The organism is Phenylobacterium sp. (assembly GCF_031412415.1).
GTDB lineage: Bacteria > Pseudomonadota > Alphaproteobacteria > Caulobacterales > Caulobacteraceae > Phenylobacterium.
The window spans coordinates 1-7,468 of sequence record NZ_JANOCX010000169.1 but is presented as its reverse complement, the minus strand read 5'-3'; the positions used below and the strand labels follow the sequence as shown (position 1 = coordinate 7,468).

Annotated in this window: 7 protein-coding genes and 1 pseudogene; 5 read left to right on the top strand and 3 right to left on the bottom strand. The window is 66.5% G+C overall.

The window, feature by feature from the left end; translation table 11 throughout:
- Positions 1-23: 23 nt before the first annotated feature.
- The 3 genes from uvrC to pgsA all read left to right on the top strand — a co-directional run bounded on the left by uvrC (position 24) and on the right by pgsA (position 2,922).
- Positions 24-1,925: an excinuclease ABC subunit UvrC gene (gene uvrC / locus RMO04_RS08255; RefSeq protein ID WP_405041471.1), complete on the top strand. Its 1,902-nt coding sequence runs from the start codon at positions 24-26 to the stop codon at positions 1,923-1,925.
- Between the two features lie 65 nt (positions 1,926-1,990).
- Entirely contained in the window at positions 1,991-2,272 is a 282-nt protein-coding gene (locus RMO04_RS08250) for a hypothetical protein (protein WP_309644303.1), read from the top strand.
- A 23-nt stretch (positions 2,273-2,295) separates the two neighbouring features.
- Positions 2,296-2,922 carry a CDP-diacylglycerol--glycerol-3-phosphate 3-phosphatidyltransferase gene (gene pgsA / locus RMO04_RS08245; RefSeq protein ID WP_309644302.1) on the top strand — a complete coding sequence of 209 codons (627 nt, stop codon included), beginning with the start codon at positions 2,296-2,298 and terminating at the stop codon, positions 2,920-2,922.
- Positions 2,923-2,977: 55 nt separating this feature from the next.
- Here pgsA and RMO04_RS08240 read toward each other — a convergent pair whose 3' ends face one another.
- Positions 2,978-3,595 (bottom strand): glutathione S-transferase family protein, encoded by a 618-nt coding sequence (locus RMO04_RS08240; protein ID WP_309644301.1) that lies wholly within the window; start codon positions 3,593-3,595, stop codon positions 2,978-2,980.
- Positions 3,596-3,672: 77 nt separating this feature from the next.
- Entirely contained in the window at positions 3,673-4,569 is an 897-nt protein-coding gene (locus tag RMO04_RS08235) for a pirin family protein (RefSeq protein ID WP_309644300.1), read from the bottom strand.
- Positions 4,570-4,729: 160 nt separating this feature from the next.
- On the opposite strand from RMO04_RS08235, the gene RMO04_RS08230 reads away from it, so the two are divergent.
- Positions 4,730-5,935 (top strand): acyl-CoA dehydrogenase family protein, encoded by a 1,206-nt coding sequence (locus RMO04_RS08230; RefSeq protein ID WP_309644299.1) that lies wholly within the window; start codon positions 4,730-4,732, stop codon positions 5,933-5,935.
- A gap of 10 nt (positions 5,936-5,945) precedes the next feature.
- On the opposite strand, the gene RMO04_RS08225 is transcribed toward RMO04_RS08230, so the two are convergent.
- Positions 5,946-6,443: an Lrp/AsnC family transcriptional regulator gene (locus RMO04_RS08225; RefSeq protein WP_254834412.1), complete on the bottom strand. Its 498-nt coding sequence runs from the start codon at positions 6,441-6,443 to the stop codon at positions 5,946-5,948.
- 141 nt (positions 6,444-6,584) lie between these two features.
- Here RMO04_RS08225 and RMO04_RS08220 point away from each other — a divergent pair.
- Positions 6,585-7,468: pseudogene (locus tag RMO04_RS08220) on the top strand (hypothetical protein); the annotation flags it as partial.

Genomic DNA, 7,468 nt, shown 5'->3' with positions numbered 1-7,468 from the left:
TTGTTCCGCTTGTTCTTACGCCCCTGTCGAACGGCGCGGACTCGCCTATATCTGGCGCGATGTCGACGGAAGCCACCGACCTGCCCCTGAAGGGGGCGGCCCTGATCAAGGACGAGGTCCGGCGCCTGCCCGACGCGCCCGGCGTCTACCGGATGATGGGTGAGGACGGCGAGGTCCTCTATGTGGGCAAGGCCCGCTCGCTCAAGAAGCGGGTGCTGCAGTACGCCCAAGGACGGTTCCACACCCAGCGTATCGCCCTGATGGTCGATCTCACCCGATCGATGGAGTTCGTCACCACTCGCACCGAAACCGACGCCCTGCTGCTCGAGATCAACCTGATCAAGCAGATGAAGCCGCGCTTCAACGTCCTGCTGCGCGACGACAAGAGCTTTCCCGAGATCGTCATCCGCCGCGAGCACCCGGCCGCCCAGCTTCGCAAGCACCGCGGGGCGCACACCATCAAGGGCGACTATTTCGGTCCCTTCGCGTCCGCCCATTCGGTGACCAAGACCCTGAACACCCTGCAAAAGGCGTTCCTGCTGCGGTCGTGCTCGGACAGCGTCTACGAGAGCCGCACCCGGCCCTGCATGCTGCACCAGATCAAGCGTTGCGCCGCGCCCTGCACCGGCCTGGTCAGCCTCGAGGACTATGCCGGCCTCGTCGAACAGGCCGAGGCCTTCCTGCGCGGCAAGAGCCGCCTGGTGATGACCAGGATGTCGGAGCAGATGCAGGCGGCCTCCGACGACATGGAGTTCGAACGCGCCGCGCGGCTGCGCGACCGGATCCGGGCGCTGGCTTCAGTCGCCCAGGAGACCCAGGTCAATCCTGAGACCATCGAGGAGGCCGATGTCTTCGCCCTGCACGCCGAGGGCGGCCAGGCCTGCGTCCAGGTCTTCTTCTTCCGGGCGGGGCAGAACTGGGGCAACCGCGCCTACTTCCCCCGGGTCGACAAGTCCGACGAGGACCTGGACGTGATGAGCGCCTTCCTGGGCCAGTTCTACGACGACAAGCCGATCCCGAAGCTGATCCTCACCAGCATCGAACCCGCCGAGCGCGAACTGCTGTGCGAGGCATTCGCCATCAAGGCCGGCCGCAAGGTTACCATCGACCGCCCGCAGCGCGGGGAAAAGCGCCAGCTCGTCGACCACGCCCTGACCAACGCCCGCGAGGCGCTGGGCCGCAAGATGGCCGAGAGCTCGGCCCAGTCGAAGTTGCTGGCCGGGGTCTGCGAGGCTTTCGGACTGGACGGAAACCCCGAGCGGATCGAGGTCTACGACAACGCCCACATCATGGGGACCAACGCGGTCGGCGGCATGATCGTCGCCGGCCCCGACGGCTTCCAGAAAAGCCAGTACCGCAAGTTCAACATCAAGGGGACCGACCTCACCCCGGGCGACGACTACGGGATGATGAAGGAGGTGATGCGTCGCCGCTTCGCCCGTCTGGTGAAGGAAGAGGAGGCCGGCGAGGGCGCCATCCGCCCTGATCTGGTGCTGGTCGACGGCGGCGCGGGCCAGCTGGCCGCGGTGACCGAGGTGATGGCCGACCTGGGGGTCGACGACATCGCCGTGGTGGGCGTCGCCAAGGGTCCCGACCGCGACGCGGGACTGGAGCGGTTCTTCATCCCCGGCAAGACGCCCTTCATGCTCGAGCCGAAATCGCCGGTGCTCTACTATCTGCAGCGTCTGCGCGACGAGGCGCACCGGTTCGCCAACGGCAGCCATCGCACGCGCCGGTCGATGGACATCAAGAAGAACCCACTCGACGAGATCGAAGGCGTGGGTCCCGGACGCAAGCGCGCCTTGCTGCACGCCTTCGGCTCCGCGCGCGGGGTGTCGCGGGCCTCGATGGAGGACCTAACCAAGGTGGACGGGGTCAGCGAGCCCCTGGCCCAGCGGATCTTCGACTTCTTCCGCAAGAGCTGACGCGGAACGTTTGGCCCGCCCGGACGCTGCGATAAGCTGAAGCCTGAATCCGCCGGAGACCGTCCATGTCCACGCGCTACGCCGCCCTCGCCATCGCCGCCTTCGCCACGCTCGCGCCCGCCGCGAGCCACGCCAGCTCGCCGGACGCCTGGGCGGCGTTCCGCACCGACGTCGCGGCCAAGTGCCTGGCGGCGGCCCAGGCGTCGGGGATGAAGACGCCCGAGGTGCTGGTGCATCCCGTTGGTACGGAGGCCTATGGGATCGCCGTGCTGCGCGAGGGCGCGGACAAGCGAATCTGCATCTATGGAAAGCAGTCTAAGAAGGTCGAGCTGACCCCGGCCACCTGAGCCATCCGCGCCGTAGGACCCCCATGAAAGCCCTGCCCAACATCCTGACCTCGCTGCGGCTGGTCCTGACCTTGTTCGTCTTCCTGGCGCTCGCCGGGGCGGCTGGAGCCATACCCTATGTCAGCGAGCGGTTGACGCCGGACATGCAGTTTGGCCTGCAGCGCTGGGCGTTCTGGGCGTTCGTCATCGCCGCGGTCACCGACTTCTTCGACGGTTGGCTGGCGCGAAAGCTGGACGCCGTCACCGTCTGGGGCGCGATCCTCGATCCCATCGGCGACAAGGTGCTGGTCTGCGGCGCGATCCTGGGCCTGCTGGCGCTCGGCGGCCAGCCGATGGTCGTGCTGCCGGCCGGCCTGATGCTGTTCCGCGAATTCACCGTCAGCGCCCTGCGCGAGGTCGGGGCGGGCAGGGGCGTGAAGCTGCCGGTGACCCTGCTGGCCAAGTGGAAGACCACCCTGCAGCTCACCGCCCTGGCGGCCGAGCTGCTGGCGGCCTCGTGGGCGGCGTTTCAGCTACCTGCCGATCCCGCGATACAGGGGCCGTTCACGCTGTTCGCCCACGGGCTGATGTGGGTGGCGACCATCGTCACGATCATCACCGGCGCTCAGTACTGGGAACAGACACGCAAGGCGCTGTCAGCGCAGGGGTGACTCTCAAGGCGTCATCCCGGTTTGCGAAGCAAGACCGGGATGACAAGCGCTTCTGCTAGGCCGACGCCTTGGCTGGCGCCCGAGCCTTCACCCGTTCGACCCAGGCGATGAGGTTCTTGTTGTCCGGGTTCATCGGCTGGCCGACCGTGGCGCCGAACTCCACGAAGCAGAACAACAGGATGTCGGCCAGGGTGAAGCGTTCGCCCGCCACCCAGGTCTTGCCGGTCATCAGGCCGTCCAGCCAGGTCAGCTTCTCCTGGGCCAGTTCCTTGAAGTCGGCGGCGGCGTGCGGGATCGTGCGCATGCGGCTCTGGAATAGGGGCAGGCCTTCGGCGTAGCGGAAGCCGTTGGCCAGGGGTTCGCAGATGTTGAGGTCGATGCGGCGCAGCCACATCCGGGTCTCGGCGCGCTCTTCCGCCGTCGTGCCGATCAGCGGCGGGTTGGGGAACTTCTCGTCCAGGTACTCGCAGATCGGGATGATCTCGGACAGGTGGCCGCCGCCGTCCATCTCCAGGCAGGGCGACTGGCCCGCCGGGTTTTTTTCCATGTAGGGCGACTGGCGGTTCTCGCCGGCCATGATGTCGACCTTGACCGTGTCGAGGGCCACGCCCTTCTCGGCCAGGAACATGGCCACGACGGCCGGATTGGGACCGATGGAAGAATAGAGCTTCATGTTGTCCTCCCGAGGAACTTGTTGGTCCCATTCTCTCCCGGCTTACGCAACGGCGTTCAAGCCCGAAATCCGTCGGCTCACGACATCGGGTTGGCGGACGCCGGCGGCGGCTCGACAGGCAGGGGGATGAACTCATCGTGGTCGGCGTCGGGCAACTTCATCCGCCCGGCCCGCCAGTCGGACTTGGCCTGCTCGATGCGGTCCTTGGAGGACGAGACGAAGTTCCAGTCGATGAACCGCGGCCCGATGGGTTCGCCGCCCAGCAGCATGACGATGGCGTCGTTGACCGCGGTGAACAGCGCCGGCTCGCCCGGCGAGAACACGATCATCTGGCCCTCGTGGAACTGGCGGCCCTCCACCTCGACGATCCCCTGGGCCACATAGGCGGCGCGCTCGGGATACTCGGCCGGAAGCAGCGCCTGAGCGCCGGGCTTCAGCGCCCAATGCACGTAGAACATCGGGGAATGGGTCTTCACCGGCGAGCTGGCGCCGAAGGCCTGGCCGGCGATCAGCCGCGCCCACATGCCGTTGGCCTCATAGGTCGGCAGGACGTCGGGGGCGTAGTGATCGAAGCTGGGCGCGGTCTCCTCGTCTTCGACCGGCAGCGCGATCCAGGCCTGGATGCCGTTCATGGCGCCGCCGTGAGCGCGCAGGGTTTCGAACCGCTCGGAGTGGGTGATGCCGGAGCCCGCGGTCATCCAGTTCACTTCGCCGGGCCTGATCGGCTGGGTCACGCCCACGGAGTCGCGGTGGGTCATCTCGCCCTCGAAAAGATAGGAAAGCGTCGAGAGGCCGATGTGGGGGTGGGGGCGGACATCGACATTGGCCGGGAAGCCCGCCTGGAACTGGGCCGGTCCCATGTGATCGAAGAAGATGAACGGTCCGACCATCCTGTGCTTGGCGTAGGGTAGGACGCGGCCGACCTCGAACCCGCCCAGGTCCTTGCGTCGTTGGTCGATGACGAGGTCGATCATGATCTGAGCTCCTTCGCCGCCATAGTGCCCCGTCCATGCGCGCAGGAGAAGACGACGGCGGCCAGCCAAGTTCGTGACCCTGGTTCACCTCGGGGCATGCTTGTGGCGGCGGCGACGGAGACTAAGGTGTGCCCAACGATCAATCCGGTGGAGTAGCGACATGGCCGATTTCGGAAGCGACCTCGAGCTCGAGGACTTCCGCGCCGAGGCGCGTGCCTGGCTGGAAGCCAATTTCCCCAAGTCGCTGGCGGGCAAGGGCGCGCTGGCCTCGGCGGAGATATCCGTCGACAATCCCGAGCTCAAGGCGTGGCGCAAGACCATCGGCGCCAAGGGATGGGCGACCCCGACCTGGCCCGCGGAATACGGCGGCGGCGGACTCTCGCCGCATCAGGCACGCGTGCTGGCCCAGGAGATGGCCAAGATCGGCGCGTTCAATCCGATGATGTTCGGGATGGGCGTGACCATGATCGGCCCGACGATCCTCGACTACGGGACCGAGGCGCAGAAGGCCAAGCACATTCCCCCCATCGTGCGCGGCGACGCCCAATGGTGCGTCGGCTATTCCGAGCCCAACGCCGGCTCCGACCTGGCGTCGCTGCAGATGCGTTGCGACGACGCCGGCGATCATTGGGTGATCACGGGCCAAAAGACGTGGACGTCGGGCGCCCAATACTCCGACTGGTGCGGCGCCCTGGTCCGCACCGACTTCACCGCCAAGAAGCATGACGGCATCAGCTTCATGCTGATCGACATGCATCAGCCGGCCATCGAGCCCAGGCCCATCGCCCTGATCGCGGGCGCGTCACCCTTCTGCGAGACCTTCTTCACCGAGGCCACCGCGCCGAAAGACGCCCTGCTGGGCGAACTCAACGGCGGCTGGAGTGTCGGCAAGCGGCTGCTGCAACACGAACGCGCCAGTCAGACCGGCGCTTCAGGCGGCGGACGGGCCACCCCGCTGCAGGACATCGCCAAGCGCTATGTCGGCGTCGACGACAAGGGCCACCTGGCCGATCCGGACCTGCGGACCCGCCTGACCCGGCATTTGATGGATTCGAAGATCCACGGCCTGACCCTGGCCCGCGCCGTGGCTGAGTCCAAGGGCGCCTCGGGCGCGACCAACGCCGCCTCGGTTCTGAAGAACTCCGCCACCCATGTGGCCCAGACGCGCTCGGAGCTGACCCTGGAGATCATGGGCGGCCAGGGCCTGGGCTGGGACGGCGAGGGGTTCACCCGCGAGGAAATCGAGTCCGTGCGCGGTTGGCTCGGCGGCAAGGCCATGTCGATCTATGGCGGATCGGTGGAGATCCAGAACAACATCATCTCCAAGCGCATCCTGGGCCTGCCGGACAACACCCAGTCGACCTGACGCCGCAGGGCTAGCCGTGACTGCTGACGTACGGGCTGATCAGGCCCAGCGGCGCGGCGGTGGTGTGCTTGACCGAGCGGATGACGATGCGGCTCTCGATGTTGGAGACCAGGCCCAGCGACAGGATCTTCTCGCGCAGGAAATCGTCGAAGGCGTGCATGTCGCGGGTGACGATGCGCAGCTCGTAGTCGGCGGCGCCGGTGACGGTGGCGCATTGCACCACCTCGGGCAGTTTGCCGATGGCGGTCTCGAAGGCGTCCAGATTGTCCTTGGTCGGCAGCGACAACTTGACGGTGCAATAGACCTCGAAGCCGAGGCCCAGCAACTCGCGGTCAAGGATCGTCACGCGACGTTGGATGACACCTGAATCTTCCAGGCGTTTAATGCGCCGCCAGCACGGGCTGGAGGACAATCCGACCCGTTCTGCGATCTCGGCGACCGAAAGGCCGGCGTCATGCTGGATCAGATCCAAAATCTTGGCATCGACCGCGTCGAGGGCCTCGGACAAGTTTTCCTCCTTCATACGGCGCATATGAGCGTCATTCTTGCCCCGGAACCCCTGGCGGGGGGCACGCCTTTAGCAAGCAATTGCATCGCAGTTATATGATCTTCTATTCGCACTAGGGAGCCGAAAAGGAAAGATATTGCTATGCGCCACCTTGATGTGACGCTCGACGACAAATTCCTGCTCAAAGATGGTCGCGTCTTCATCACCGGGGTCCAGGCTCTGCTCCGGGTGATGATGGACCAGCGGCGCCTGGATGCGGCCGCCGGCCTGAATACGGCGGGATTTGTCTCGGGATATCGCGGCTCCCCGCTCGGCGGGCTGGACCAGCAGGCCGGCCGGGCGAAGAAGTATCTCGACGAGGCGCAGGTGGTCTTCAAGGAAGGCCTCAACGAGGACCTGGCGGCCACGGCCGTCTGGGGCAGCCAGCAGGCCAATCTGTTCGCCGGCGCCAAGTTCGATGGCGTCACCGGCATGTGGTACGGCAAGGCGCCCGGCGTCGACCGCACCGGCGACGCCTTCAAGCACGCCAACTTCGCCGGGACCTGGGCCAAGGGCGGCGTCATCGCCGTGGCCGGCGACGACCACAACTGCAAATCCTCCACCCTGCCGTCCCAGTCGGAATACGCCTTCCAGGACTTCGAGATGCCGGTGCTGTCGCCCGCCGACGTGCAGGAGGTGCTGGACTACGGCCTGATAGGCATCGCCATGTCGCGGTTCTCCGGCCTCTGGGTCGGGCTGATCGCGCTCGCCGACACCATGGACTCCGGTGTCACCATCGACATCTCCCTTGACCGCCACAAGATCGTGGCCCCGACCAACTTCAAGCTGCCGGCCGAGTTGGCGTGCTTGAGCGCGTCGACGCTGCGGTCGACGCCGGGCGCCTTGCCGTACCACATCGCGAAGACGCCGTCGACCTTGGCCGGGTTGAGCATCACCTGCTGGCTGCCCCAAACGGCGGTGGCGGCCAGGTCCTCGTTGATCCCGGGCTGGAACTGGATGTCGTGCCGCTCGAGGTGCTTCGCGGC